Origin of the sequence: Methanococcus voltae, from assembly GCF_017875395.1 — an archaeon.
In the GTDB taxonomy this organism is placed as follows: domain Archaea; phylum AGJL01; class Methanococci; order Methanococcales; family Methanococcaceae; genus Methanococcus; species Methanococcus voltae_C.
The window spans coordinates 47,164-73,529 of sequence record NZ_JAGGMO010000004.1 but is presented as its reverse complement, the minus strand read 5'-3'; the positions used below and the strand labels follow the sequence as shown (position 1 = coordinate 73,529).

Below are 26,366 nucleotides of genomic sequence, written 5' to 3'. Positions count from 1 at the left end.
TACTATTTATAATAAGATAATAGTATTATCAATTTACAATAATTATACTAATATTATACCAAATATTATACTATCAATTATACGATAATATCAATTATAATTTAAAGAAAATAGGATTGATTATAATGGCTAATGAGAAAAATAATAAAAATAATAAAAATATCGCCAATAATGGACGATTTGACAAAGCCGAAGTTTTAAAAATGGCGGAACAAGACTTTGAAAAAGCTTGGAAAGAAACAAAAGATTTAATAAAACCTAAAAGGATTTCAAATAGGTACCCTAGGTTAAAACCAACTTACGGAAAAACTCACCCTATCAACGATACTATAGAGAGTTTAAGACAGGCTTATTTAAGAATGGGTTTTGAAGAGTATATGAACCCGGTAATCGTTGATGAAAAAGATATTTACAAACAGTTTGGACCTGAAGCAATGGCTGTTTTAGATAGATGCTTTTATCTAGCGGGCTTACCACGACCGGACGTAGGCTTAAGCGATGAAAAAATAAAAGCCATCAAAAACTTGGGTATAGATTTAGATAAAGCGGTTAAAACCGCAGATACTAAAAGTACTAAAAATAAAACATTAACCGGTAAGGAAGCATTACAAAACATATTACACGGTTATAAAAAAGGAACACTCGATGGTGACGATTTAGTTCTCGAAATATCAAATGCACTCGAAATATCAAGTGAAATGGGATTAAAAATCTTAGATGACGTTTTCCCAGAGTTTAAAGAACTTAAAGCGATAGCTTCAAGTTTAACATTAAGAAGTCACATGACATCAGGATGGTTTTTAACAGTGTCCGATTTAGTTAAAAAAAGAAGTACACCGTTTAAATTATTTTCTATCGATAGATGTTTCAGAAGAGAGCAAAAAGAAGATAAAAGTCACCTTATGACCTACCATTCCGCTTCATGTGCAATTGTCGGCGAAGATATAGACATTAATGATGGTAAGTTAATAGCAGAAAGTCTTTTATCACAATTTGGATTTACCAATTTTAAATTCATACCTGATGATAAAAAATCAAAATACTATACTCCAGAAACCCAGACTGAGGTTTACGCTTACCACGAAGAGCTCGGAGAATGGATAGAAGTTGCAACATTCGGTATTTATTCACCTATTGCATTAAGTAAGTATGGAATAGACGTTCCAGTAATGAACCTTGGTTTAGGTGTTGAAAGGCTCGCAATGATTAAAGGTAAATTTACAGATGTTAGAGAAATGGTTTACCCTCAATTCTATGAATACAAGTTAAGCGATAGGGATATGGCTACAATGGTAAATATCGATAAAATGCCAGTTATTGACGAAATATATAACTTATCTAAAGAATTAGCAAACACATGTATTGAAAATAAAGACGCGGTTTCACCTTGCGAATTTAATATTACAAAGGAAATTACATTCGGCGAAATATCCAAAAATATAAACATAAAAGTGTTTGAAAAAGAAGAAGGGAAAAGATTATTGGGTCCTTCAATTTTAAATGAAATTTATGTTTATGATGGAAATATTATCGGAATTCCTGAAAGTTTTGAAGGAGTTAAGGAAGAATTTAAAGAATTTTTACAAAATGGTAAAGATAAGGGAATTGCTACAAACATTACGTATATTGAAGCAATTAGCTTAAAAGTAGCTTCAAAAATTGAAGAAGCGCTCATAAGCAACACAAAAGAGTTTAACATTAAAATACCAATCGTTAGAAGCTTAAGCGACATTAATTTAAAAGTTGATGACTTGGCAATGAAGCAAATAATGAGCAATTCAAAAGTAGTGGACGTTAGAGGTCCAGTATTCTTAAATGCAAGTGTTAAAATCGAATAATTGCATTACTTGAAAAAGAATTATTATTTAAAAATATAAAATAAAAAATAAGATAGGGCATGAAAAAATATATAGTTATTTACTTAATTGGTAGTTGTATTTCTGTTTTAAGCTCTTCTTCCGGCGTGTAAAGTAAACCGTTGTGGAATATCTCCCTCATATTCCCTGCCACTTCGTAGTTGTGATTTTCTGCATATTCGAATACTTTTAAACTGCTTTCTCCCAATTTTTCGTAAGAACCGGTATGCACCATAGATAAAACAGTAGCTTTCGGTAGATTTTTTAAAACTACGTTTTCAGAAGATTCCGGAATTTCTATACTTTTTGAAATTGGTATTAGTACTTCAACTAACACGTTTTCACTTTCTTTATGCTCAATATCGTCCCTACATATTAGCATTGGTGAACCCGTCATTTGAACGCATTTTTCAAGGTTTTCTTTTGTAATTATAATCTGCATCAATTCTCCAACTAATTCGGGGATTGTTTGGCAGTAACTCCCCATTTTTGATTTTGAAACAACCAGAATTTCCGGAATTTCTTTTATTAAAGGTATTGTATTAGATATAGACCCATTTATAGATTTACTCATGTTCATTTCTGAAACCTCTTTTTTGGGAATTATCAATTTTTTTTCAAATTCACTTAGAAGTTTAATCTCTTTTCTAAGTTCAACATCTCTTTTTTTTAACTTCATTTTCACAAAGTTAATGTCTCCGGTTAATTCAGCTTCGAGTATTTCTTTTATTTCATCAATTCCAAAGGATAATCTAGTTAAATTACTTATTTTGATACCTTTTTCAATATCTGAAACTTTATAATACCTGTAATTGGTTATAACATTTTTTTCAGGCACTAAAAGCTTTTTTTCATCATAATATCGAAGTGCGCGCTTGGAAAGATTAGTAATGTGTGAAAATTGACCTATTGATATTTTGAGTCGACTCATAATAATACATATGTTGCTGTTTTATATATAAAATTTGAAAGTTACGTATGTGAATGTTTAGATAAAAACTTAATGGCTGAAAAATAAATAAAAAAAAGTAAAATAAAAATAAATAATAAAATAAATAATAAAATAATATAAAAAATAATATAAAAAAACTAAAGAAAAATAAAATAAATAATAAAATAAATAATAAAATAATATAAAAAATAATATAAAAAAACTAAAGAAAAATAAAATAAATAATAAAATAAATAATTTGATGTATTTTTAATTAATTATTTCTACAAACATTTATTTTAATAGTTCTTTCCATTCATCAACCTTATATTGGTTAGAATCAATCCATTTTGATGCTATTTCTTTAGCGGTTTTACCTTCATAAACATATTGAACAGCCCAGCTGTTAGCATCTTCTTTTGAAACTTGGAATTCTTTTAAGAATCTGTATGCTTCGTAGTCCCAAACATACATTTCAGGTCTCGAAACAGTTGTTATTTTATCGAATTTACCTGCATAAACGTGTTTACTATCTGCTAATTTTTCAACAGGGTATTTTTCAAACAAAGCTGAAGGTTCCCAAGCTACGAAAACTAAATCTTTATGTTCTGCGTTAGCTTCATCCAACATTTTGTATAACTCTTTAGGAGTTACGTATTTTATCGTGTAGTTTGACAATCCATATTGTGATACAGCAGATTTGGTAAGTTTTGCTAACCCTGTACCTTCTTCAAGACATATTATGGTACCATTGAATAATTCAGAGTGATTTTTCAAAGCTTCAATGGATGTTACCCCGTCATCGTATGCAGATTTGGTAACTGCAACGCCACTCCAAGATTCTTCCACGTTTTCTTTTAATTTGCTTAAATTACTACTGTATTTACTTACAAATGAACTATCTGTTGTAGGGAATGACCCTGAGAGCATAATGTCTGCTTTTCCAGAGTATACTGCCTTGTACATTTCATCAGTTGATTTTTGGGAAATGGTTACAGTATAACCTTTACTTTCCAATATTTGTTTTACAACTTCCCTTTTGACTATTTCAACAGGTAAATTGGTTGTTACTATATTCATAGTTCTATTTTTTAATACATTGGTATTTTCAACATTGGTACTATCAGTACCGTTTTTACTTTCATTTAAGTTGGTATTTAAATTATCTGTATTATTTAAACCCATACTATCGTTTAATGTCGTATTTGAATCCCCTGCAGTATTGGAATCTGATTTGGTCGTACAACCTGCAAATACTACAAATAAACTTAGTAAGGTAATTAGTAAAATTTTACCGTATTTCAAACTAATCCCTCGCGTAAATGCTTTTTAGCGTTTATTATGTAAATTTTAATAATAATTTTAATAATAATTTTGTAAATCAATAGTTTAGTCAATTTATCTATTAATTTATCTATTAATTTATGGATAATATAATAATTATTATAATATTTATATATGTATTTAACGATTTTGTATGGTTCTGAAATCCAGGGAATAAATTTCAACAAGCACCCATAAAAAGAATGAATTTTATAAATTAATTTGAAATATGGATTATATTAAATATATAAATATTATAATTTATCTGTTAGATTTTAACTATTGGATTTTAACTATTAGAATTTTTACTAGTTTTTGGGTGAGCAAGTGATAAATCCTATAAAAATTATGGCAAAACATTATATTAAAAAAGAAAATTTGGATGAGTATATTGAAGGATGTAACGAGGCCAAAAAGAAAGCCAAAAAAGGCGATGGTTATATATCTGTACGATATTTTCAAGATGTCGTAGACGAAAAAATAGTAGTAATGACCGCAGAATGGGAAAATATGGATAAATTAGAAAAGTATGTAGCTTCAAATGATTTTAAAGAAATAACAGATTCATTATCAAAATATTATTCGAAAAAAGCAGAGGTAAATTTCTATAGGGAAATTTAAAATAAGATTTAAAATTATATAAATCACATATTAATGTGAAAAATGCTTTAAATCATATATATCTAAATTTTTTCCTTTTGTTTGTTCCATATGTTTCTTTTCGTGCAATAATCCTGCAGCATCTGCCCTACACTGTTGGCAAGCTCTAAATTGTGTCATAAATTCTTCAGCGCTATCTCTAATGCTGCTAATTTCTCCACAATCTGGTCTTCTTAAGTTTTCCATTTTGTACATTGGTATAAGTGGAATGATGTTCTGAACAAATGCGTAATCAGAGTATGTTTTTGCAATTTCTACAATGTGGTCCATATTTATTTCAGGTACCAGAACGGTATTTATTTTAACTGCTAAATCGTAATCGTACGCCTTTTTAACTCCTTCAAGTTGGTTTTCGATTAAAACTTTTGCTCCTTCTTCGCCTTTTAAAACTTTACCTTCGTAATATATCCAATCACACATTTGCGCCTGTATTTTAGGGTCTACAGCATTTGCTGTAACGGTAACTGTTTTTACACCAAGGTCTGCAAGTTTTTTTGCGTATTTTGGAAGTAATAAACCGTTTGTGGATAAACATCTTACCATTTCAGGGAATTTATCCTGTAATATTTCAAGAGTTTCAAAGGTTTCTTTGTTAAATAAACTGTCTCCAGGTCCTGCAATACCAATAACTTTAATGTTAGGCATTTTTTTGAGCAAATCTGTTAAGTAGTCTTCCACTTCTGCAGGTTTCATGATGTGGTGAGCCACCCCGGGTCTTTCTTCACAGAGGGATTCTGCACCTAAACATCTTTTACAGTATCTGCAGGCAATATTACATTTTGGAGCTACGGGTAAGTGTACTCTACCGATTTTATCGTGCAATTTTTCGTTATAACAAGGATGTACTTTCGTTATATGAGCAAATTTTGACATTTTTTGATTCATTAAAACACCTAAATACCAATTTATTATTTTGTGAAATTTTTAATTGCAATTAATTCCTACTTTAATTTTAAACTATATATATCATATGGGTTTAAATTGAATAGGACATTTAGAACAGTTATATTTATACTAATTTAGTTAAAAATATATTAAAATATATTAAAAATATATTAATCTCATATATTCATTGTTTATTTGTTAATTGTTTATTTGGTGATATCATTAGTAAAATTGAAAATAATAATCTTGAAAACATTAAATTTGAAGATTACGAATTAAAATGTAGTGAATTAACCGAAGGTTGCAAATTCTGCATTTTGGGCGAAAAAATGGTGCTTTTTATAACTGGAACCTGCAATAGAAAGTGCTACTACTGCCCCCTTTCCGAAAATCGTAAGAATAAGGATGTAATCTATGCAAATGAGAGGAAGATTAATAGCATAGATGAAGCAATTGAAGAGGCTGAAATATGTGGGAGTAAGGGAGTTGGTATAACCGGGGGAAATCCAATTTTAAAGATAGATAGGACATGCAAATACTTAAAAGCTTTAAAAGACCATTTTGGAAAGGATTTCCACGCACATCTATATACTACTTTGGAAATAACTGAAGAACACCTTCAAAAGTTAAAAGAAGCGGGACTAGATGAAATAAGACTTCATCCAAGGATGGAAAACTTAAAAAATGAAGATAAAACCGAAAATAAAAATAATAAAAATAATAAAATCGAAAATAAAAAGGAATTAGAATTAAATAAACTCATTGAAAAATTAACACTATGTAAAAAATATATAAACAAAGTAGGCGTTGAAATTCCTGCTATTCCAAATATGGATGATGAAATATCACTTATAATCAAAAAAATTAATGAAATACCTGTAGATTTTATTAATTTAAATGAATTAGAGTATTCTGAAACAAATTATAATAATTTATTGGAAAAAGGATTTAACGAAAAGAACGATTATTCATCACGTATGGAAGGAAGCCAGGAAACGGCTTTAAATGCTATTAATCGAGCAAAAAAACATATCCTTGATGAAAATAATAATTTAGCTATTAAAATGCACTACTGTCCCTCTACACTTAAAGATAGCGTGCAGATGAAAAATAGATTAATTAATAGGGCTAAAAACGTAGCAAAAGAGTACGAACTAATCACCGACGAAGGACTACTGATTAAGGGAATTGTAAAGTATAACGAGTTAGAATTAGGTACTGATGAAAGTAATGTAGAAGCTAATATAGAAAATAATCCTTTCGTGCAGTTTTTACAGTATAACGAGTTAGAATTAGGTATTGATTATGAAATTAATATTTGCAAGTCTGAAATTTACTTAAACCCAATTTTATTGGAAGAAATTATTGATTACCTAAAAGACAATGAAGACAATGCTGAACTTGAAAACGAGTTTGGCGAGTTTAGGGCATATATATCCGAATATTACCCTACCGTTGATAAATTAGAGGTGCAAAGAACACCTTTAGTAACAAAAAAGCCTAAATTAAATCTTAAACGTAGGAAGAAGAATTTAAAATAATCATATTCTTAATTTAGATATGATTTTATAATTCTTTTATAATTCCTTTCATTGAAATAAATTTAAAGGGTATATTTTTATATTTTAATGAATTATATACTATTAATCGGATATAATCGAAAATTCGTATTATTTGAATGGTATATATGACATATCATTCTATTATTGTGATTACTATAATTATAATACTATAATAATATAATAATATAATACTATAATACCATAATAATTATAATAATTATTACTATTACCACTATTATTTTTATCAAATGTTCATTATGGTGAAATTTTGAATACGGAAAAAACTAATACGACAGAAAGAAAAGAGCTAAATTTTACAGCAATTGCAGATAAATGGCAAAAAAGCTGGGAAGATAATAAAATATTTGAAACAGAATACAACAGATACGCAGATGCAGATGGGAACCCTTCAAAAGAAAAATTCTTTATAACTGCCGCATTTCCATACTTAAACGGTGTATTACACGCAGGACACTTAAGGACATTTACAATACCAGAAACACTCGCAAGATACAACAGAATGAAAGGTAAAAACGTACTCTGGACATTCGGATATCACGTTACAGGAACGCCAATATTGGGACTTGCAGAATTAATCAAAAACAGAAACGAGCACACACTTTGGGCATACAACAATCTTCACAAAATACCTATGGAAGAGCTTTTAACATTAAATACGCCCCAAAATATCGTAAATTGTTTTTCAGAAAAAGCAACCGAAGCATTTAAGAAAATGGGTTTCTCATTAGACTGGAGAAGAAATTTCAAAACTGATGACGAAGTATTTTCTAAATTCATCGAATGGCAATTCTACACCTTAAAAGAAAAAGGATACATCTCAAAAGGTTCTCACCCAGTTAGATACTGCCCTAGCTGTGATAACCCGGTTGAAGACCACGATTTATTACACGGTGAGGAAGCTACAACCGTAGAATACACACTCATCAAATTTACAACTCAATATGATGGCAAAGAATGTATTGTACCAATGGCTACCCTTAGACCTGAAACCGTATTTGGAGTTACTAACGCCTGGGTAAACCCTAATGAAACATATATAATCGCCGAAGTTTACGATGAAATCCAAAAAATGGATAGCGAAGAAATAAACACGCAATTTAACGGTTACTGGATAATGGGCAAAGAATGTGCTTATAAATTATCAGAACAAGACAAAAAAATTGATATAATAAAAGAAATGAAAGGTAGCGAGCTTATTGATAATAAAGTAATGCTTAAAAACCCTATTTCCCAAAAATTGGTTCCATTATTCCCTGCTAATTTTGTAGAAATGGGTATCGGTACCGGTTGCGTTATGAGTGTACCAGCTCACGCTCCTTACGATTATATCGCATTAAAAGACCTTGACGCAATTGCTGAAATACCTGGTGACGAAGAAAACGGAAAAGTAAGTTTAATTGGTCTTATTAGTATTGATGGCTATGGAAAATTCCCTGCAAAAGAAATCGTTGAAAAAATGGGAATTAAAAATCAAGATGATGATGAATTATTAGAACAAGCTACAAGTAAAATTTATAAAGATGAATTCCACAAGGGAAAATTAAACGAAAACTGTGGAATTTACGAAGGAATCCCTGTAAAGGATATTAAGGAAAAATTAACAAAAGACCACATTGCAAACGGACTTGCAGAAGTGATGTATGAGTTTTCAGAACAAAACGTTGTATGTAGATGCGGTCAAAAATGTATCATAAAAACCGTTAAAGGTCAATGGTTCATCACTTATTCAGACGATGAATGGAAGAGACTAGCTCACGAATGTATTGACGATATGAACTTTAAACCTGAAAGCTTTAGGCAAGAATTCCACAATAAAGTTGACTGGATGAAAGATAAAGCTTGTGCAAGAAGAAAAGGTTTAGGTACAAGATTGCCATTTGATAGCGAATGGATGATTGAAAGTTTATCTGACAGTACCATTTACATGGCGTACTATACAATTGCAAGATTCATAAACGTTCAAAATATATCAACAGAGCAGTTAAAGCCCGAATTATTAGATTATGTATTCTTAGGAAAAGGCGACGTTGAAAGCGTTTCAGAACTTACAAACATATCAAAAGAGACAATACTTGATATGAGAAGGGAATTCCTTTATTTCTACCCGTTAGATTGGAGATGTTCCGCAAAAGACCTTGTACCTAACCATTTGACCTTTATGATATTCAACCACGCTGCAATATTCGGAGAACAGAATAAAGGTTTATGGCCAAGAGGAATTGAGGTAAACGGTTACGTTACAATTGAGGGTAAGAAGCTATCCAAGTCAAAAGGACCAGTTTTACCAGTTATGGAAGTTGCCGAAAAATACGGTGCTGACGTTGGTAGATTCTACATCACAACTTGTGCAGAATTGCCACAAGACGCAGATATTAAATTTAAAGAAATGGAAAAAGCAAGAGACAACTTAACAAAATTCTACGAAATGGCTTTAGATTTAAAAGAAATAAATACTAGAGTTGAAGAAACCAAATTATCAAGAATTGACTTGTGGTTATTACATAAACTCTACAATGCAGTTAGTGTCGCAGACGAAGCCTACAACGATTTCCAACTTAGAAAAATTAGCATCTTATTCTATGAATTGATGAACGACTTAAGATGGTACAAGAGAAGAGGCGGAGAAAATAAAAGCGTGCTTAGAGAAGTAGTTGTAATATGGAACAAGCTTTTAATGCCCGTAACTCCACACTTGTGTGAAGAAATTTGGCAAGAATTGGGATATGAAGGATTCGTATCTCTCGAAAAATTCCCAATCATTAAACAAGAATTCCTTAACAATGATTTAGAACGTGGAGAAGAATTTATTAAGTCAACAATGGAAGATATAAGAAGTATCTTATCAGTTGCAAAAATTCAGCCATCTAAAATATACGTATATACTGCAGACGACTGGAAATATAATTTAATGGAATTTATGCACGATAACCAGGATAAAAACGTTAAGCAGATAATTCCACTTGTAATGCAAAACGTAGAATTTAAACAACAAGGAAAAGCAGTTGTAAAATTAATTAACGAATTTATGAAAATCGGTGTTAAAAATACAATTAATGAAGAAGAAATACTTGAAAATGCAAAAGAATTTTTATCTTCAGAATTTGACGCTGAAATTATCGTAAATGGCGAAGATATAATGAATAAAAAGAAATTCGCAATTCCTTATAAAATAGCAATTTATATGGAATAATTTTTCCATATTATTTTTTATTATTATTTTTTTATTTTATCTTAGTTTTTAGCTTTTATTTTATCTTTATTTTATATTTATTTTTTATATTTTTTTAGTTTTTATATATCCATATATTTAATAATTTAACTATATATAGGATAATAAATATAATTTAATTACAGGAAATAAAGGGGGTATTATGAACAAAATCGATAAATCACACTATGCAAGGGTAGTTGGGCTTCTTTCCGTGCTTTTAATAGCTTGGCTGATTTCCAAATACCTTGAAACAGAAATATCTGCGTTATTATTTGCCGTATTGTTATTAATTATATTCACTGTTGACATCATATTCCGATTAGTGTGCTGTGTTAAGCATCCGAAAAACGAAAGTAAAAATTAAATTAAATTAAATTATTTAACAAATTTAACAAATTACACATTTTACATCTTTTTTTATTAATTCAATGTGTATATATTTTTATACTAATTTTACTATAATAGTCCTTTGCATTATATTAAAATAAGGGTGGACTATGAAAGAAGTAAAAAACTCTAAAAAACCTAAAGAATCTAACGAATATAACTCTAAATCTAAATTTAAATTATCGTCTAAATATTGTATAATATTGTTATTTTTGGTATTATTTACCACTTTAATGTTTTTTAACAATTATCACACAAAATACGATCCTTTGAAAGATGTATCAAATGATAAACAAATTTATAGCGCTTCAACACCTATAGTTTTGATACATGATGTAAGTCCAGTCTATTTTAAAGAAATGGAAGAAATAATTGAAGTATTAGACAATAATCATTATTCTACTAGGACTTATTTATTTGTTATAACTAACCACGCAGGCGATAATAAGCTGTCAAATTATCCCAAATTCGTAGAATATCTGCATGAATTGGATGATAGGGGATATCACATCCAATATCACGGCTATGACCATATTGGTGGCGAATACAATTGTAGCGAAGCTGTAGCAAATGAAAAAACCGATAATTCTCTTAAAATCCTAGAAGACTGTAATTTTGATACAAAGAAGATAAATTACGTTATTACTCCAAGATATAAGCTATCTAAGGATTCAGAAGATAACTTTTTAAAAAGAAACTTTACAATAATTATGGACTATTACATCTTAAAAACTAAAAATAATCAAAATAAAACATATTTTGAAAAAGTTATAATTACTAATAAGGAATATACTTGGTATACTCCGGAAAATTGTACCGAAAAGGTAAAGAATATTTCATTAATTGATTATAGAAATAGTTTAAAAGAAAATAAGCAATTCACCCTGTCAATTCACCCAAAAGCAGTGAATTATGGTAATGGTATTGAATTTTTGGATTATTTCCTCGCTGAATCAAATAAAGAAATTTTGGATTACTATCAATAATTGTAATATTTTAAAATAATATAGCTATTATAAAATTATAATATATTATAAGATAATACAATATAATTATAAATTATAATTTTTACCATATTTTATTTAAATTCTTTTAAACAGTAATCTATATCCAATACCGAACCGTCTTTTGGATCAATTTCATAATCCAACTTGTTTGCACAACTACAACATCTATATACTAGTTTTAAATACTTTTTTTCTACCAATGAAGGTATTTTATCAAAAAATTTATCATCATCGGGATAAATTCGGTCATATACCTCATAAAGTCCTTTTTTACCTTTTTTACTATTGCAAGATTTGCAAGCCCAAATTATGTTATGAATACCTTGAACGTTGTCACAATCTTTACATCTCTCATTTACGTTGATGGATTTGGGAATAATATGGTCTTTAGTCAGGTTTTCAGTGCAACCACAGTATATGCACTTCTTTTCAGACCCTACAAACTGTAAGTCTTCTCTCATTATACTGGACCATGAAATTTTACCACTTTTTAAGTTCCTAAATTTAGTTTTTATAAAGCCATAACCCATTTTTTTACCATTTCTAGAGGCACTTTTGGCCATTATTTTGGCATATTGGTAATATATCATATCTTCAACGGTTTTTACTTCCTTGTCTGGCATCTAATCACTTACTTTTTTGATTTCCATGAATTATTACTTTATAAATTACATATTAAATTACATATATTTTCATTATGTTAATATTATTTTACATATTATATAAATTATTCTATATTACACGCCATTAATAGGGCAATATGATACTAATAAAAAATAAGAAAAATATATTACTAATTACGGGGATTTTGATAAAAATTTTTTGAGGGGAATTATGGAATATATTTCAAGTTTTATGATTATAGGGCTGTTGCTTTTCGCAATAGTGGATTTTTACTTTACAATAACTGGAAATTATATTAAACGTGATATAAAGCCATTATATACATATAAAAGCTATATATTATTACCATTGGGGTTTTTATTAGGTTTAATAGCTTATTATGATTTTTATTCTTACCTATCAATGTATGAAATTGCAGGGCTAGATTTAAGATTTTTTGTAGCACTACTCGGTCAATTTATATTTTTATTCAGTATATTATGTATATTACATGAAAATTATAAATATAATATTGGCAATGATAAAAAAAGCAATGAAAATGATGCAGATGACATAAAAAATGTTAAAAATAACAATACTTACAAATTATCAAAATATTTGATATATTTTTTACTCATAGTTACAGGATTTCCAAAATTATTAATAAATATGTACAATTTCCAAGATTACCAGTCGTATATAATTATATTGGGAGTAATTTTGTTTTTCATACTATATGCAGTATCTAGATTTAAAAATAAATAATAAATAATTTTAAATTTTTATCCTATGGCGTATAGAATCTCTAAAAATCTAAATTTATAAATTTAACCGAAATGTTTATATAGTAGAATCACCATCCTATATTTGTGACTAATTGAAGTCAACTATTAATTATACGGTGCGGAGATGGCCCAGCCTGGTACGGCGCGGGACTGCTAATCCCGTTGAGCTCTGCTCAACCCGCGTTCAAATCGCGGTCTCCGCGTATTCTTTTATTGAAGTTTTATTTAAGCTTAGTTTTAAAATATGTTTTATTTAAGTTTGTTATTCTTTTAATATGGTTATTTTATAGTTTTATAGCTTTATTTAAGTACGTTATACGCTTATTTTTTTAAAATCTATCTACGGGCTTATTGAACTTATTTTTTAATTTAAAGAGTTTTTAAAGAAAATCTCAAAAAGGCACCAAGTAAACTATCCGCCGTTGGGGCTATAAAGAGCATATGGCAAAAAGGACCCGTAAAGTTGATTGACAGGTTGCAGGACTAGGGTCCTATTTCGGGAATTTTCAATATATTGAAGTCCTTCGATATATGTGGTCCTACGTTTTCGGGCGCAGGACCTCGTAAAATAGGGTGGTCCTACGTATAAAAAAATAGATTAATATCATATATGGGGCAATATATCTATAAAAGAAAAATACATTTTAGTCCTATAACTAAAAGGGTATTTTTAGACAGTTTTATAACATTATAGTAATACTTAGTATGATTTTTAGATGACCTTTGTAATAACGCATTTCAAAATCCAAAATTATTAAGCCCATTCTGAGCTCCTTTTTTTAGGGTTATAAAATTTGGAGTTCTTTATAAGCTTTGTTTAATCTATGGTGTTATTCATGTGCTCAATTAATTCTATATCCTTTGATTATCAATTAGTAATTACTTTCTGTTTATTAAATGAGTTACTTTTTACTTATTCAACTAACCCCGAATTATATTTTTAAAATACAAATGATAACTTTTATATAGGGCCTAAAACAAACTATATATTGTCAGATTGAATAAATTTTGTGATACGGTTAAATAAAGCTTTGTTTTATCCATAAGCTGTTTTAAATGCTTATTGATGAGTAATAATTTAGTTTGGTGTCACAGTGCATGATCCATTAAAACAAGGATTGAAACCTATATTATATAGTATACGGGTAGCATTAACATCTAGTCACAGTGCATGATCCATTAAAACAAGGATTGAAACTCCGATCAGCAAGGATTAGGTAAGACTAAGCAAGTTATTGAGTCACAGTGCATGATCCATTAAAACAAGGATTGAAACAAATTGATCATACTGTATTAAATAAATTATTAACAGTCACAGTGCATGATCCATTAAAACAAGGATTGAAACTTGATATCGAAAGCGTTATTATTTGATATAGTAGCTGTCACAGTGCATGATCCATTAAAACAAGGATTGAAACCAGAACTACATTGTACCGATGAGGCAGATACTTATTTGTCACAGTGCATGATCCATTAAAACAAGGATTGAAACTTGAACAAATTGTAGGTCTTGCAAACATTAAAGAAGTCACAGTGCATGATCCATTAAAACAAGGATTGAAACTGATATGTTCAAAGAAGAGGAGCATACATTTAAAGAAAGTCACAGTGCATGATCCATTAAAACAAGGATTGAAACTTCCGGAAATTGCTTGAAGTTCCATGAGCGTAAAGTCACAGTGCATGATCCATTAAAACAAGGATTGAAACTTCAAGCCCTACACAAAAATGACCAAACTAGTCGAGGGTCACAGTGCATGATCCATTAAAACAAGGATTGAAACTCCATATTACCCCCCTATTTAAACATTTTAGTGTATAATCTATCGACTAGTCACAGTGCATGATCCATTAAAACAAGGATTGAAACTACATTTGTCAGGTACGTCAATATCCCATATAAATGTCACAGTGCATGATCCATTAAAACAAGGATTGAAACAAGCTAAAGCACTTGAACCATATTTATCTCCTATGTCACAGTGCATGATCCATTAAAACAAGGATTGAAACACAACTACACTTGGCATTTATTACACCGTTTTATAAAATATGTCACAGTGCATGATCCATTAAAACAAGGATTGAAACATACTTTCACTATTATCAAAATTTTCAAATGTTACTGTCACAGTGCATGATCCATTAAAACAAGGATTGAAACCAATGTGGGCAATGTAGTTGATATATCATTTTTTCACCGTCACAGTGCATGATCCATTAAAACAAGGATTGAAAGCCCAACTGCCTTAGGACGGACGGCTTCATGTCAAATCGGAGATTTGATATTTTTATTTTCTTATTAAATTCCCATCAAAGGATTTTTACGAGTAAAACGAGTAAAAAGGGTTTGGTTGAAAGCCCAACTGCCTTTAAATAAATCTTTCAGATTTATAGCTCGACAACTTACATTGTCGATGGGCGAACGGCTTCATGTCAAATCGGAGATTTGATATTTTAATTACATTTCGAGTCCATCATCTTAAAAACCTACGGTTTTTAAAATACCTAAAATCTATGATTTTAGTATAAAGGATTTTTACGAGTGTAACGAGTAAAAAGGGTTTGTTTTATGAACGAAGTGAATAAAAGGGTTTGGTATAATCCATTGAAACAAGGATAATTAAAAAAAGCAAAAAAAGGTATTAGCAAATATATTTTTTAATCTCTTCAGGAGTTCCATACTTCTCAATCATCTCGTATTGGATACTTTTAAGGATTAAATCTTGCTCTGTTAATCCATTAGTAACCTCTTTTTCATTTAATTCCTGTAACGTTTCAATAGAACCTTTAACTATATTCCTTGCAAATATTGTGTTTTGTTGATTTTTCTTTTCAGATTCTATAATTTTATTAGTATTCAGTTGATTTTTATCTTCAAATGACAACACCTCCAGGTTAAAAAGTAACTCTTCATTTTCTTTTAAAAATCTATTGAATTCTTCGGTAGTGGAATACCGTTGAAGCTTGATATACCTTTGTAAGACAGTTACTTTTTCAACATTTAAATCATTCTCTTCAGTTAAAGTACCTAATTGTTGTTCTTTTTCTTCTAACCGTTGCTTTATATCATTCAGTTTATCAACCATTGATATCACTGCTCGCTTTAAATATTTTATTATTTTAATATTTTTTTCATTATCAAAGTATTGATTAGCTACTTTGGATTTAATAGATCTAACTACGAATTCAGACATTGAAACTTTGTACATTGATGAATATTTTTCTAAGAATTTTCTATCGCTTAAATCACAGTATACTAAAATTTTAGTACTATTTTTATGTTTGGGCGGTCTTCCAGGTTTTATTTGTCCGTTCCAAGTATTAACCATTGGAACCACCTTATAAAACTGATTTTATTTTCTTTACAGCTTCGCTATCTGCTTTTAATTCAAAAAACTTTAAAAGTTTTTCATAGTTGCTTAAATCTTCATTTAGGTTTAATACGATTAGTTCAGATTCTTTAGATTCATTAGTGATATATTTTAAGTCTATTATGAAGTAAATCATTGATTTATTGGGTCCTTTTACTTTAGATATTATTTTTTTCTTAATCAATTGTTGTAAACGTTGACTGTTACTTTTATAACTCGCTAACTTGTTCAGCTCTGCAGTACTGATAACCCCACCATTATCTATAATTAACTGCAATATTTCTTCCTGAGTTGCCAAACTCTTCACCCCCGTTACTCTTTTTACAGATTATTAATTCATCCCCATTATCGTGAACAGTAACTTCTTCATAATAAGATGCTACCTTTTTAATTATTTTTAAAACAACATATGGATTCATGATTATCCCCTCATAACAAATCTTTTAAATCGTTTCGCTCAAACCCTTTTTACTCGTTTCACTCGTAAAAATCCTTTGATGGATATGATTAGTTATAATAAATCTTTTAAATCGTTAAGCATGCCCTCGGTTCTCTCTTTAGAATGGCTATAAAACAAAGTAGTTTCAATTGACCTATGACCAAGATATTCTTTTACAATGTCTATACCAACACCTTTATTCAACATATCAACTGCTCTACCGTGTCGAATAGAATGAATTACAATTCTTTTATTTTGAGGAATTTCCCCATCTTTCTTTAATTCCTCAACTGCTTCCCTAAAAGATTTTCCAAGCCATGTATTATTTACCCTTTCACCTTTATCATTCTGAAATAACGGACTATTGGGCGTATTGTAAAGATTATGCTTTACATAATAATTCAACAGCTTTAAAGTTTCATAACTACAAACTACCTTTCTTTCTTTACTCCCTTTAGTATTTCTAAGTAGAAATTCACCTTTTTTAAGGTCGCAATCTCCATAGGTTAAATTTAATACTTCAGAATGTCTACAACCCGTATCCCAAAGCAACCTTAACATTGTAATATCCCTTATTTTAGTTCTAGAGTTTTGCTGAATAATCTTTTCAATTATCGAATTTAAAATATCAAGAGTCATTGCATCGTAATGTTTTACTTCAATCTTACCAAATCTCTTTCTATCCTGTGAATCTATTTCAAACTCTTTAAAGTTTTTAAGTTTAAAAACTCTGTGAAAAACTTTTAAAAAGTTAAAATACCTGTTTTGTGTATTTCTTGAAGTTTCACGTTCTTTTTCAAGATAGTTAAAGAATTTAACAAAATCTTCAGTGGTCATGTCTTCAGGTTTTGTGTGATGTGTTTCAAAGCAAAATCTCAAATAAACTCTCAATCGGGTAATATCATTTTTAATAGTATTTTGTTTAATTCCGTCGAATTCCCGTTCTTCAATGTATCTATCCACCCAGTCTTCCATTTGCGTGCTTCTTCCAACTTTTTCCTTTTTCTTCCGCTTCTCTTTAATCATTAGTAAATCATTAATATTGGTATCCTTCATGTAGCTCTGCCTCTTGCAAATAATTAATCAATATGTCGGTGGCTTTTCCATATTTTTCAACGATTTTAGCTTCTCTTTCCGATAAAGTTATAGAAACTTTGTGCTTTTTTTCATATTTAACTGCTTGAACTAAATATTCGGGATTTATTTCTTTTAATTCCTCTATTTTATGTAAGAAATACCTTACATCTCTTGAATCAATTTTATTTCTTGTGTAAAAATATTTACGCATTAAAACCCCCTCTAATCTTTAAACATTATTTCAGCATCAAACTCTTCATTTAATCGTTTACAACAAAAGTGGAAACCTTTTAAGGTTTCAAAAGGAATCGTTTGACAGAATTGAACCTCTGGACAAGACATATAGACTTTAGCTTCATCTGTAAAAACATCTACAAATAAAACTGAGTCATTTACTCGCCCGATTAAAGTTTTTATATCTTCAATCGCATTATCGATAACAAACTTATCTTTTCTAAAGCTAAAAGCGTTATACTCCTCTTTTTTAACTTTTTTCAATAAAACTTTCTTCCCATACTGTGTTTTATAGAACTGTTCTATTGATTCCTTATGTTCTTTAAATAATTTGTTAAACTCTTTATTTTCATGATTAACCGATTCCCAATGTGCTCTATGTGAATCATATTCTTCTCCATTTTCTCCTTGCATTATGTAGTATTCAACAGCTTCCATAGTTCCCCTCAATTTTCACAATTTTTTTATTTTTTATCCCCTATTTTTTTACACTCCGTTTTATATTTTTTATTTTTAGGTTCATGGTTTTCTTCCGTATCTTTTATTGTTTCTTCATCTAAAACCTTTACAATAACCCGTTTACCAATTAATTTTCCAGGTATTGCAGGTTGAACTCGACCTGAGTTTCCTAATGGTTTTACAACCCCCTCGTATTCGTGAACTACTTTCACAAATTTCACCTTTTATTTTTACATTACATATCTGTATTTTAGTACAGTAATGTATAATTTAATTAACCTAGTATTTATATTTTTCCATATAATTACAACGCTGTAAAAAAGTTCAAATATGGAATATATAATATAACTGAAAAAATATACATAGTGTTAATTGAGGTATACTATGTTATTAAAAACATTAACTAAAAAATATGTTAAGGAAATATTATATATTTTGTATAATCGGGGTGAATTATATTCTGGACAAATACAAAACGAATTAGATATAGATAGTGGAAATTTAAGTAAAATACTTTCGACGTTAGTTAAAAAAAAATTGGTATTTAAGCGCAGAGAACCCAAAGGAGAGAGTATGCCAATGTCATATTTTAAACTTTCGGATTTGGGAAAATCCGTTATTAAAATTTATGAAATTTCTGAAGCTTTGGAAAGAAATAAAAATATAGAAATAATTATAAAAGATTCAAACAATGCCAAAAAAAATATACAAAGTAATAATACAATTAATGATAATTCTGGATTTGTAAATACTGGAAATATTGGTGGTAATGTTAAATTTCAAAAATAATTAATAATATTTTTTATAAGTTATTGATATTACTTTTTTATTATTGAATATTATGATATAATACTTTTTGCTTTTTGTGTTAATGTTTTTACATTGCTTTTTGTATATACAAAATTAGATTATTATTTAATAAATATGTAATACTTAATATGTTAAATCAATAGTAAATGTAGTATTGTTATGAAGTACATAACCATATAACTAAAACAAGTTAATATATTAAATAAAAGTTAACTTAAATAAGTGGCTTTTTGTATATACAATATTATACATATCTATTGAATAGTATAGATAAGAATTAAATAAATATATATTTATTTAATTATACCATTATTACAAACTACCTCATACATAATTTTGTATATACAATATTATAATACAAAACACCAAATATGTAATATTATTTTTCTAACTTTTTTCATAAAATATATAAACAGTTAATTAAAGATTTTTTAATATTATTATATCATAGGGTGGGAATATCGAAGAATTAGAAAAAATAGTAAATGACTATAATCGTATACTGGATGAAGAAATTCATACTCATTCCGAAATAATTCGTGTTATAAAACCTTTAATGTATCATGGCGAATATGAAAAGGTTAAAACCTTAATTGAACGAGAATTAGCATATAATGGTTCAAGTGGCTCTATGAATATGTATTATGCTTATATAGAGTATCTAAACGGAAATCACGAATCTTCGAAAGAATATATCGAAAATATATTAGATAGCGGTAATCGTCTTTATGATGATGACGAATATGTTGAGTATATAATAAGCAATTCTAAAGATAAAAAACCAGAATTTAAAAATTTTTACGATGATATACTATCTTCTAAAATATATAAGCAAGATGTTAAACAAATAGAGGATGAAATAGACAATTATTACATAAAAAAGCAAAATGATAAAGTAATTGAACTTATTGATATTTTGTTAAATAGTGAGAATTATGCGAAATATATCGATGTAAAATATTATCAAGATTTTAAGAATAATCTAAAAGGATATTCTATAAACCAAGAAATTCAAGAATCTGTTGATGATAATTTCGACGAAGAATGGGATGATTATAAATACATGGAATTAGATGAAAAAACTGATGGAAAATTAATTAGAAAAAAGGAAGATACAACTAAATCAATAAACAATGAAAATAATGATTTTTATTTAAAAAATCAGAATTATAAAGATAATAATAAATTTTTTAAGTCTAAAAAAAGTAAAACAGATGATAAAAACAAAATTAAGAATAATAAACAAAATAAAAATAATACATTAAAAAGAAACAATAATTGCAATAAAAAAATTAGTAAAAATAATACTAAGAATAAAAGTAATAAAATAAATAATATATTTTCAATTAAAAACGTAGGTCTACTATCAATCATAGTTTTAGTTGGATTAATTGTTTTAAATCAAAATGCAATAATGTCAATGTTTCAAAATCAGGATTCAACAGGTTATGTACTTCCAAAAGAAGAAATTTACGGATATTATGACGATTATGACAATAACAATATAATCGATATGTATGATTATTCAACAGCTTTATTGCAGCCCAAATATTTAAAAGAGATACCAAAATTAACTTATTTACAATCAAATAACGTTTTAGAAACTACAGTTAATTTAGCAAACTTCCAAGCTAAAAACTTTGAGTATAATCAATCAAGAGCCAATCAAGAAGATTACGGTAGACCATATACACCTTTTGAAATGTATAAACTAAAAAGCGGTGTATGTTCAGATTATACGCTGTTCAGCTGTGCTTATCTATTAAATGCAGAGTATGGTGCCTATATCGTAGAACTTGAAGAATATGGTGGAGAAGGACACAGTTTTACAGCGATAGAGTATGGTAACAATTATTATGCAATAGACCAAGTAAATACAATATTTAACTTAGGTAATTACTTAAGTAAGTATAATATTGAAAATTTACGTATATACAAGTTAGAATTAAAAAATAATGAAACAATAGTTTCGAAAGTTCAAGATACAAAAGATATGACTAAAAAAAGGTACATAACGCCTTACATGTTAAATTTAGCAACTTCAAATTTAAACAACGATTTAGGGGATAAAAATATAAATCTTGATAAAAATTTGACTAATAAATATCTACCTTCAAATTATAAATCTGGCGAGAAAATAAATTATTATTTGGAAGATTTAGCACCTGAATTAAAATATAACTATTATTTAATAGTTGAAAACGAATTAGAAAAACATAATGGCTATAAGGGAATATATACAACGTTTAAAAGCAACGTTGAAGATAATTATAAAGAATATCCGTATATTTTAGAAATTAATATTGGATATTAATTTTTTTATTATTTTATTTTACTATTATTAAAAGTTTTAAGGTGAAAATATGGAAAAAATATTATATAAATTTAAAAATGATTATACAGATTTTGAAATTACACCTTTTGAAAATGGTAAAGAAAAAGAAACTATGATTTTACACATTGATATTAGTAGGCCTGTTTCTAAAGAAGATATTTTAGAAATGTTTGAATCGTATATAGTGGATTTTATTGACGAAAAAATTGATTTAGATAAGTGTGAGTTCGTTAAAAAAGAAGATGGTTATACATATATTATTTTGGCTGAATAATATAATGGTAGTAATAGTTTTATTTAATCGACACAATATTAAAAAATTTGCATGATAATTATTATATATTAGTAAAAATTATAATATGTTATAGTTAAAATAAAAATGGAATAATATTAAATTACAATTTTTTTAATTTTTTTATAAGTTTTATAATATTATAGTGTTTTACAAGAGGATAATATGATAAAAAATAAAGCTTTATGGTTACGAATTGACGGAAAATCTGTTAAATATCATAAAATAACCATGGAAGAATTTTCAAAAATAACTGGTGATTTTCAAAAATTGGTTGAAAAATTAAGGGGTTTTAAGGAAAATCCTGCTGAATTTACATTATATATCGAAGATATTAAACCAGGCTCTGCCATTTTAAAATGTTCAACTGCAACCAATGATTCAACTAAATTATATGGTGTAGTCAATAACTATGTATCAGACATTAATAATGCAGAAACTGGTGAAGACATTGAAAAACACCTTATAGATAATAATTTAAAACTCAGGATTCCCGACATTATTAAATATACTTCTAGAGTTTGGTCCAATGACAAAAATGATATAAGTATATGTTGTAGTGAAGAGTTACCAAAAAGCAATTCAGAATATACTTATTTTAACAAATCTAAAATGAAAATAATTGAAGAATTGGATTCTAAATATCACAAACCACAGCATGTGGATAAATATGGGATACTAACTGCTGTAGATTTAGATCTTAAGAAATTTACTTTAAAAACAGTTAGTAGAAAAATAAAAGGTAGTTATTTGGGATTACCTAAAAATTTACAAGAAAGTATTCTTAGTTTTGCCAACAGGTCTGTTAAAATTCATGGAAAATATGATAATGTAAAACATGAATTTATATTTATAAATTCAATTAGTCCGTACAAAGGCATTCAAATGGATATTTTTGGAAATGCCGTTCTTGACGATGGTTTAAAAAAAGCAGTACGTAATTTAGAAACTTGTTTTGATGAATTAATCAATTATGAATCAAATAAACAAAAACTTACAAAATTCATAACTCACGACCCTATTGATGAATTAAAAAAAGCTATTAATCGGTTAGAAAATACATTAAATTTCAGAAAATATGAAGATGAACGTGAAGTTATTTTATGGAATTATTTCAACACTTTAAATTTATATTTAAGGAATTATGATATAAAAAAATCAAAACCTGTAATTCTGGAGATGAAAAGTTTATTCTATGAATTTATATATGATATATTACTTCCAATACCTGATCAAGAATCACCGGAGTTTAATAGTGAAGCTTATTTATCAATTTTAGAAGATTATGATGATAACTTATCTAAAAAATTAAATGAATTAGATGAAAAATATGCTGAATTACGCCCATCCTATGAAGAATTAAAGAACGAATCTTTAAGGATTGAACTTGATGAAGATATCCAATCAGAGTTTAGAAAGGAATTTGGGGGTAATGGCTTATGAATTTATTTTTAGATTCTTGTGTGGTAATAGGACAACATATTAATTTAGATCCACAAAATAAATTAGTAACGGAATTTCTTAAAGAAAATAATTTGACCACATATAATGATGCTACAACGTGTAAAAAAGTGAAGAATGAAGTACTTCATAGGTCTATGAAGATATTAAAACACTATGTCAATGAAGGTAGAATAACTGAAGAACAAAAGGTTACCATATATGGGGCAATCAGTAATTATTTAAATAAAATTGTGAAAATGGTAAATTATTCTGATTTTACAAACCAATCATTCAATCGATTATACTATAGCTTATTAGATGATTTAACAGATAATGACGCAGATATTGAAATATTTTCTAATTTCATATTGTGGACAATAAATCATAATACGGTACCGGTAAATCCAACATTTTTAACTACAGACGCTAATGATTATGACAGATTTGATACTGAAGGGAATAGTATTGCATTAAAATCCACGTATGAATGTTTAAAAAAGTATGATGAAGAATTTAAAAATTTACCAAGACTTGTAATATTAAAATCAGAAGCGAATAATAAATGTTATGATTGCATAGACTTTATAAATAAATAACTTAAACATCTTCAATATCAACATCTTTAAGGATTATCTTTTTTTTAAATTTCCATTTTTTTAGAATAAATATATGTGCTAAAATAAGAATATAATATATTACGTTATGCGAAGTTAGTTGGAATAACTTATTATAACATGAAGTAATATATTAGTATGAGCGTGAAAGGTGAAGAATTATGGTAAAAGCAAACATTACTTTAGATGAAAATACCAATAAAATAATCAACTTGGTAAAAACGACTGAAGAATTCAAGGATAAAAGTGAAGCTATAAACTATATCGTTTTACAATACGCTGAAAAAATATTAAATAAAGAAACGTTCAAAGAAGAATTTATTCAGTCAGTACTTGCAAACAAGAAAAGTTTGCCTTCGGAAAATGTGGATATAACTAGTGAAGCTTATAGGCGTGAATTACTCGGTTTATAATTACCATTATAAGAGATGGTAAAATGCAATTAAAAATTGCAAATGAAAAATTATCTAATAAAATTAAAAGAATAGCTAGAAAAGATAAAAAGCATGCGGAAGCTTTAAACAAATCATTTAATAAATTAATTGAAAATCCATATTGTGGAAAACCTTTAAGGCATGAATTAAAAGGTAATTATCGAATTCACGTTTATTCTTCTTTTGTTTTAATATATGAAATTAAAGAAGATGTTAATACCATTATTATTTTAGAATATGCACATCATGACGATGCATATTAATTTATTAAATATTATTTTCTTACTTTTTTTATAAATTTTTATAAATTCAAATCTCTTCAATATCAACATCTTCAAGGATTATCTTTTTTTCAAATCCTCCATTTTTTAATAATTTAGATTTTCTTATTTTTTCAACAGTTTCTAAATCAAAATTATTAAGTTTAGATATTGTATAAATTACCTCCAAAATATCTGAAAGTTCTTCTTCACAAGGATTATTTTTAAATTCGTCAATTTCTTCGTTTAATTTTTCATAGAGTTTTATTTTATATTCTTCATCGTTTGCAATGTGAAAACTTGCTTTTTTGTTGTCTTTTTCTATAATATCAATAATATTACCCCTTACGAGTTTATTATAGTGAATTTTCATGTTATCCCTTCGAAGCTATCCAAAATTTTCTAACATAATCTTTTTTAATCGCTAAATTTAATTCCTTAGTAACTTTACTTGTAGAATATACAGAATTTTCCAATTTTTTTAAGAGTAATATATTTCTATCTTCTAACTTTTCTATAGTATCTTCGGTAGGCGTTTTATTTGATTTACTTGAATTTATGCACCTATTACAATAAACTAAATTCCATATATCATCGGAGTACATAAAAGACCAAGGTATAACGTGGTCTATAGAAGTTAAATCGTTAGATAATTTTTCAGTACTGTAAAAACAATACCTATATTCATCTTCAAATTCGCAGTCTAAAAACTTTTTAAATTTATTTAAGCTATTTCTTTTAATTTCAGGTTGGTCACAAACTTTTACTTTTGAAGATATTCGAGGAGATAAGTTAAAACCTTCTAACATCTGTGTCCATCGATAATTTATTATTTGGAACATTAAATCAGAGTACCTGTTTAAAATCATTGCATCTTCTAATTTAAAACTAACAGTTCTTTTTTCTAAGTCTAATTCATAAATTTCGTAAGTATTTTTATTTAATTTTTTAAATCTCCAAGCTACATTTTCAGGTAGTACGTTAGAAATCTTTTTTATAGTATTTTTGTAAGCTTTTTCTAAACCTAATGCTTTAAAATCTATTTTTTCATATTTTTTAGGATTATTTCCTGCAATAGCGTTATATTCTCTTATCAATTTTTTAACGTGCTGTATAATGACAGGTAATTTTGTAAGATTAGAGCCCTGTACTAAATCAAAGTATATTGTTTGATTCCAATAATATTTTAAATATAGCTCTGCAATTTCTTCGAATGTGAATGAAATTGTTGAATTTTGGTTATTTTTAATATTTTTTAAATCCGTATTTAGAACACATAGTTCTACCAATGCCTTAGCCCACGCCATTTTATATGTATTATCATAACTACAATTTGCTATTATATTATTCCAAGTTGCTAT

Annotated in this window: 27 protein-coding genes, 1 tRNA gene and 1 CRISPR repeat array; of the genes, 14 read left to right on the top strand and 14 right to left on the bottom strand. The window is 27.9% G+C overall.

Translation table 11 applies throughout. The features are described 5' to 3' along the window. The first annotated feature begins 125 nt into the window (after positions 1 to 125). The gene (sepS, locus tag J2127_RS05460; protein WP_209732559.1) at positions 126 to 1,838 is read left to right on the top strand and encodes an O-phosphoserine--tRNA ligase; all 1,713 of its coding nucleotides are present in this window, start codon (positions 126 to 128) and stop codon (positions 1,836 to 1,838) included. A 79-nt stretch (positions 1,839 to 1,917) separates the two neighbouring features. Here the strand turns inward: sepS and J2127_RS05455 are convergent, their stop codons facing one another. Both J2127_RS05455 and J2127_RS05450 read right to left on the bottom strand, forming a co-directional pair. Beyond that, positions 1,918 to 2,787 (bottom strand): MerR family transcriptional regulator, encoded by an 870-nt coding sequence (locus J2127_RS05455; protein WP_209732558.1) that lies wholly within the window; start codon positions 2,785 to 2,787, stop codon positions 1,918 to 1,920. 294 nt (positions 2,788 to 3,081) lie between these two features. Beyond that, on the bottom strand, positions 3,082 to 4,092 hold the full coding sequence (locus J2127_RS05450) for a glycine betaine ABC transporter substrate-binding protein (RefSeq protein WP_209732557.1): 1,011 nt from the start codon (positions 4,090 to 4,092) through the stop codon (positions 3,082 to 3,084). Between the two features lie 345 nt (positions 4,093 to 4,437). Between J2127_RS05450 and J2127_RS05445 the strand changes: the two genes are divergently transcribed. Further along, the gene (locus J2127_RS05445) at positions 4,438 to 4,731 is read left to right on the top strand and encodes a putative quinol monooxygenase (RefSeq protein ID WP_209732556.1); all 294 of its coding nucleotides are present in this window, start codon (positions 4,438 to 4,440) and stop codon (positions 4,729 to 4,731) included. 30 nt (positions 4,732 to 4,761) lie between these two features. Here the strand turns inward: J2127_RS05445 and J2127_RS05440 are convergent, their stop codons facing one another. Beyond that, positions 4,762 to 5,655 (bottom strand): radical SAM protein, encoded by an 894-nt coding sequence (locus J2127_RS05440; RefSeq protein ID WP_209732555.1) that lies wholly within the window; start codon positions 5,653 to 5,655, stop codon positions 4,762 to 4,764. A 329-nt stretch (positions 5,656 to 5,984) separates the two neighbouring features. Between J2127_RS05440 and J2127_RS05435 the strand changes: the two genes are divergently transcribed. Then, positions 5,985 to 7,196 (top strand): radical SAM protein, encoded by a 1,212-nt coding sequence (locus J2127_RS05435; RefSeq protein ID WP_209732554.1) that lies wholly within the window; start codon positions 5,985 to 5,987, stop codon positions 7,194 to 7,196. A gap of 286 nt (positions 7,197 to 7,482) precedes the next feature. Beyond that, the gene (gene leuS, locus J2127_RS05430; RefSeq protein ID WP_209732657.1) at positions 7,483 to 10,428 is read left to right on the top strand and encodes a leucine--tRNA ligase; all 2,946 of its coding nucleotides are present in this window, start codon (positions 7,483 to 7,485) and stop codon (positions 10,426 to 10,428) included. A 204-nt stretch (positions 10,429 to 10,632) separates the two neighbouring features. Here leuS and J2127_RS08520 read toward each other — a convergent pair whose 3' ends face one another. Then, the gene (locus tag J2127_RS08520) at positions 10,633 to 10,758 is read right to left on the bottom strand and encodes a hypothetical protein (RefSeq protein ID WP_281063937.1); all 126 of its coding nucleotides are present in this window, start codon (positions 10,756 to 10,758) and stop codon (positions 10,633 to 10,635) included. Between the two features lie 188 nt (positions 10,759 to 10,946). On the opposite strand from J2127_RS08520, the gene J2127_RS05425 reads away from it, so the two are divergent. Next, positions 10,947 to 11,822 carry a DUF2334 domain-containing protein gene (locus J2127_RS05425; RefSeq protein WP_209732553.1) on the top strand — a complete coding sequence of 292 codons (876 nt, stop codon included), beginning with the start codon at positions 10,947 to 10,949 and terminating at the stop codon, positions 11,820 to 11,822. 92 nt (positions 11,823 to 11,914) lie between these two features. On the opposite strand, the gene J2127_RS05420 is transcribed toward J2127_RS05425, so the two are convergent. Further along, positions 11,915 to 12,466, bottom strand: a complete 552-nt coding sequence (locus J2127_RS05420) for an HNH endonuclease (RefSeq protein WP_209732552.1) — start codon at positions 12,464 to 12,466, stop codon at positions 11,915 to 11,917. Between the two features lie 211 nt (positions 12,467 to 12,677). On the opposite strand from J2127_RS05420, the gene J2127_RS05415 reads away from it, so the two are divergent. Both J2127_RS05415 and J2127_RS05410 read left to right on the top strand, forming a co-directional pair. Then, complete coding sequence (locus J2127_RS05415; RefSeq protein WP_209732551.1) at positions 12,678 to 13,211, top strand: hypothetical protein; 534 nt, start codon at positions 12,678 to 12,680, stop codon at positions 13,209 to 13,211. 138 nt (positions 13,212 to 13,349) lie between these two features. Next, positions 13,350 to 13,434, top strand: a tRNA-Ser gene (locus J2127_RS05410). A gap of 885 nt (positions 13,435 to 14,319) precedes the next feature. Continuing rightward, positions 14,320 to 15,473: direct repeats of the CRISPR family, unit length 37 nt; unit sequence GTCACAGTGCATGATCCATTAAAACAAGGATTGAAAC. A gap of 406 nt (positions 15,474 to 15,879) precedes the next feature. Here the strand turns inward: J2127_RS05410 and J2127_RS05405 are convergent. From J2127_RS05405 to J2127_RS05375, 7 genes are all read right to left on the bottom strand, one after another. Next, positions 15,880 to 16,566: a hypothetical protein gene (locus tag J2127_RS05405; protein ID WP_209732550.1), complete on the bottom strand. Its 687-nt coding sequence runs from the start codon at positions 16,564 to 16,566 to the stop codon at positions 15,880 to 15,882. Between the two features lie 10 nt (positions 16,567 to 16,576). Beyond that, the gene (locus J2127_RS05400) at positions 16,577 to 16,906 is read right to left on the bottom strand and encodes a hypothetical protein (RefSeq protein ID WP_209732549.1); all 330 of its coding nucleotides are present in this window, start codon (positions 16,904 to 16,906) and stop codon (positions 16,577 to 16,579) included. After that, positions 16,866 to 17,027 carry a hypothetical protein gene (locus J2127_RS05395; protein WP_209732548.1) on the bottom strand — a complete coding sequence of 54 codons (162 nt, stop codon included), beginning with the start codon at positions 17,025 to 17,027 and terminating at the stop codon, positions 16,866 to 16,868. Before J2127_RS05395 ends, J2127_RS05400 begins: the two co-directional genes overlap by 41 nt. A 92-nt stretch (positions 17,028 to 17,119) precedes the next feature. Then, on the bottom strand, positions 17,120 to 18,103 hold the full coding sequence (locus J2127_RS05390; protein WP_209732547.1) for a tyrosine-type recombinase/integrase: 984 nt from the start codon (positions 18,101 to 18,103) through the stop codon (positions 17,120 to 17,122). Next, complete coding sequence (locus J2127_RS05385; protein ID WP_209732546.1) at positions 18,084 to 18,335, bottom strand: DUF2540 domain-containing protein; 252 nt, start codon at positions 18,333 to 18,335, stop codon at positions 18,084 to 18,086. The genes J2127_RS05390 and J2127_RS05385 overlap by 20 nt, the downstream gene beginning before the upstream one ends. Before the next feature lie 11 nt (positions 18,336 to 18,346). Further along, the gene (locus J2127_RS05380; protein ID WP_209732545.1) at positions 18,347 to 18,796 is read right to left on the bottom strand and encodes a hypothetical protein; all 450 of its coding nucleotides are present in this window, start codon (positions 18,794 to 18,796) and stop codon (positions 18,347 to 18,349) included. A 26-nt stretch (positions 18,797 to 18,822) separates the two neighbouring features. Beyond that, the gene (locus J2127_RS05375; RefSeq protein ID WP_209732544.1) at positions 18,823 to 19,029 is read right to left on the bottom strand and encodes a DUF2080 family transposase-associated protein; all 207 of its coding nucleotides are present in this window, start codon (positions 19,027 to 19,029) and stop codon (positions 18,823 to 18,825) included. Between the two features lie 172 nt (positions 19,030 to 19,201). On the opposite strand from J2127_RS05375, the gene J2127_RS05370 reads away from it, so the two are divergent. The 7 genes from J2127_RS05370 to J2127_RS05340 all read left to right on the top strand — a co-directional run bounded on the left by J2127_RS05370 (position 19,202) and on the right by J2127_RS05340 (position 25,008). Next, the gene (locus J2127_RS05370; RefSeq protein ID WP_209732543.1) at positions 19,202 to 19,606 is read left to right on the top strand and encodes a MarR family transcriptional regulator; all 405 of its coding nucleotides are present in this window, start codon (positions 19,202 to 19,204) and stop codon (positions 19,604 to 19,606) included. 577 nt (positions 19,607 to 20,183) lie between these two features. Then, on the top strand, positions 20,184 to 21,941 hold the full coding sequence (locus tag J2127_RS05365; RefSeq protein WP_209732542.1) for a transglutaminase-like domain-containing protein: 1,758 nt from the start codon (positions 20,184 to 20,186) through the stop codon (positions 21,939 to 21,941). Positions 21,942 to 21,990: 49 nt separating this feature from the next. After that, entirely contained in the window at positions 21,991 to 22,236 is a 246-nt protein-coding gene (locus tag J2127_RS05360) for a hypothetical protein (protein WP_209732541.1), read from the top strand. 183 nt (positions 22,237 to 22,419) lie between these two features. Beyond that, the gene (locus J2127_RS05355) at positions 22,420 to 23,697 is read left to right on the top strand and encodes a hypothetical protein (RefSeq protein WP_209732540.1); all 1,278 of its coding nucleotides are present in this window, start codon (positions 22,420 to 22,422) and stop codon (positions 23,695 to 23,697) included. Beyond that, on the top strand, positions 23,694 to 24,293 hold the full coding sequence (locus J2127_RS05350; protein WP_209732539.1) for a hypothetical protein: 600 nt from the start codon (positions 23,694 to 23,696) through the stop codon (positions 24,291 to 24,293). Before J2127_RS05355 ends, J2127_RS05350 begins: the two co-directional genes overlap by 4 nt. 179 nt (positions 24,294 to 24,472) lie before the next feature. After that, positions 24,473 to 24,724 carry a DUF2683 family protein gene (locus J2127_RS05345; RefSeq protein WP_209732538.1) on the top strand — a complete coding sequence of 84 codons (252 nt, stop codon included), beginning with the start codon at positions 24,473 to 24,475 and terminating at the stop codon, positions 24,722 to 24,724. Positions 24,725 to 24,747: 23 nt separating this feature from the next. Beyond that, a complete protein-coding gene (locus tag J2127_RS05340; RefSeq protein WP_209732537.1) occupies positions 24,748 to 25,008 on the top strand; it encodes a type II toxin-antitoxin system RelE family toxin in 261 nt (86 codons plus the stop codon). A 46-nt stretch (positions 25,009 to 25,054) separates the two neighbouring features. Here the strand turns inward: J2127_RS05340 and J2127_RS05335 are convergent, their stop codons facing one another. Both J2127_RS05335 and J2127_RS05330 read right to left on the bottom strand, forming a co-directional pair. Beyond that, positions 25,055 to 25,378: a nucleoside triphosphate pyrophosphohydrolase gene (locus tag J2127_RS05335; RefSeq protein WP_209732536.1), complete on the bottom strand. Its 324-nt coding sequence runs from the start codon at positions 25,376 to 25,378 to the stop codon at positions 25,055 to 25,057. 1 nt (position 25,379) lies between these two features. Continuing rightward, positions 25,380 to 26,312 (bottom strand): HNH endonuclease domain-containing protein, encoded by a 933-nt coding sequence (locus tag J2127_RS05330; RefSeq protein WP_245326472.1) that lies wholly within the window; start codon positions 26,310 to 26,312, stop codon positions 25,380 to 25,382. Positions 26,313 to 26,366 lie beyond the last annotated feature (54 nt).

Bases quoted from the DNA above. Each gene is read 5' to 3' on its own strand.
- J2127_RS05395 (WP_209732548.1), bottom strand. From the start codon at position 17,027: ATGAATCCATATGTTGTTTTAAAAATAATTAAAAAGGTAGCATCTTAT.
- J2127_RS05345 (WP_209732538.1), top strand. From the start codon at position 24,473: ATGGTAAAAGCAAACATTACTTTAGATGAAAATACCAATAAAATAATC.
- sepS (WP_209732559.1), top strand. From the start codon at position 126: ATGGCTAATGAGAAAAATAATAAAAATAATAAAAATATCGCCAATAAT.
- J2127_RS05350 (WP_209732539.1), top strand. From the start codon at position 23,694: ATGAATTTATTTTTAGATTCTTGTGTGGTAATAGGACAACATATTAAT.
- J2127_RS05425 (WP_209732553.1), top strand. From the start codon at position 10,947: ATGAAAGAAGTAAAAAACTCTAAAAAACCTAAAGAATCTAACGAATAT.
- J2127_RS05415 (WP_209732551.1), top strand. From the start codon at position 12,678: ATGGAATATATTTCAAGTTTTATGATTATAGGGCTGTTGCTTTTCGCA.
- J2127_RS05365 (WP_209732542.1), top strand. From the start codon at position 20,184: ATGTATCATGGCGAATATGAAAAGGTTAAAACCTTAATTGAACGAGAA.
- J2127_RS05355 (WP_209732540.1), top strand. From the start codon at position 22,420: ATGATAAAAAATAAAGCTTTATGGTTACGAATTGACGGAAAATCTGTT.
- J2127_RS05390 (WP_209732547.1), bottom strand. From the start codon at position 18,103: ATGAAGGATACCAATATTAATGATTTACTAATGATTAAAGAGAAGCGG.
- J2127_RS05435 (WP_209732554.1), top strand. From the start codon at position 5,985: ATGGTGCTTTTTATAACTGGAACCTGCAATAGAAAGTGCTACTACTGC.
- J2127_RS05440 (WP_209732555.1), bottom strand. From the start codon at position 5,655: ATGAATCAAAAAATGTCAAAATTTGCTCATATAACGAAAGTACATCCT.
- J2127_RS08520 (WP_281063937.1), bottom strand. From the start codon at position 10,758: ATGTCAACAGTGAATATAATTAATAACAATACGGCAAATAATAACGCA.
- J2127_RS05360 (WP_209732541.1), top strand. From the start codon at position 21,991: ATGGAAAAAATATTATATAAATTTAAAAATGATTATACAGATTTTGAA.
- J2127_RS05385 (WP_209732546.1), bottom strand. From the start codon at position 18,335: ATGCGTAAATATTTTTACACAAGAAATAAAATTGATTCAAGAGATGTA.
- J2127_RS05370 (WP_209732543.1), top strand. From the start codon at position 19,202: ATGTTATTAAAAACATTAACTAAAAAATATGTTAAGGAAATATTATAT.
- J2127_RS05405 (WP_209732550.1), bottom strand. From the start codon at position 16,566: ATGGTTAATACTTGGAACGGACAAATAAAACCTGGAAGACCGCCCAAA.
- J2127_RS05380 (WP_209732545.1), bottom strand. From the start codon at position 18,796: ATGGAAGCTGTTGAATACTACATAATGCAAGGAGAAAATGGAGAAGAA.
- J2127_RS05335 (WP_209732536.1), bottom strand. From the start codon at position 25,378: ATGAAAATTCACTATAATAAACTCGTAAGGGGTAATATTATTGATATT.
- J2127_RS05340 (WP_209732537.1), top strand. From the start codon at position 24,748: ATGCAATTAAAAATTGCAAATGAAAAATTATCTAATAAAATTAAAAGA.
- J2127_RS05420 (WP_209732552.1), bottom strand. From the start codon at position 12,466: ATGCCAGACAAGGAAGTAAAAACCGTTGAAGATATGATATATTACCAA.
- J2127_RS05330 (WP_245326472.1), bottom strand. From the start codon at position 26,312: ATGGCGTGGGCTAAGGCATTGGTAGAACTATGTGTTCTAAATACGGAT.
- J2127_RS05455 (WP_209732558.1), bottom strand. From the start codon at position 2,787: ATGAGTCGACTCAAAATATCAATAGGTCAATTTTCACACATTACTAAT.